This window comes from Oleiphilus sp. HI0128, from assembly GCF_001635365.1.
Genome location: NZ_LWGG01001398.1, coordinates 1 through 577 on the forward strand (window position 1 = coordinate 1; position 577 = coordinate 577).

1 protein-coding gene is annotated in these 577 nt (G+C 48.4%); it reads right to left on the reverse strand.

Annotated features, from left to right (window positions below; genetic code table 11):
- On the reverse strand, window positions 1-577 hold a 577-nt coding region (locus tag A3763_RS22935; protein WP_156495281.1), incomplete at both ends, for a zinc-binding dehydrogenase.

Sequence of the window (577 nt, forward strand, 5' to 3'; positions counted from 1 at the left end):
CAAAGTCAGTTGCACCAACGAGCACAGACATGTTGCCATGAGGGTGTTGGTTTTCATACATTAGCTGATGAGAGTCAGGAAGCTCTTCATAGGTAAAGGTTTTAGATAGGCAAGGGTCGACTTTACCTTCAATTACCAAGTTATTTACGCCGATTGCTTGATCATCATTTGCGAAGTGTGAGCCCTGCAGACGCTTCTGACGCATCCAGTGATAACGCAGGTCTAAGGTCGCGTTGAAGCCGGTAGTACCTGCACAAACTACAACCATACCGCCTGTTTCAGCAACGAAGATAGACGTAGGAATAGTAGTTTCGCCTGGGTGTTCAAAGACAACATCAACACCACGACGCTCGCCAAGGATATCCCAGATAGCTTTACCGAATGCACGCGCACCTTTGCTCCACTTAGCGTAAGCGGACTCATCTTTCCAGTGTGGCATCATGCCCCAGTGGTCGAAGTCTTTACGGTTTAGGCAGCCAACAGCGCCCAATTGCATGCAGTAATCAAACTTACTCTCGTCAGAAACAACAGCGATTGGCTTAGCGCCCATTGCTGCAGCGATCTGAATAGCCATACA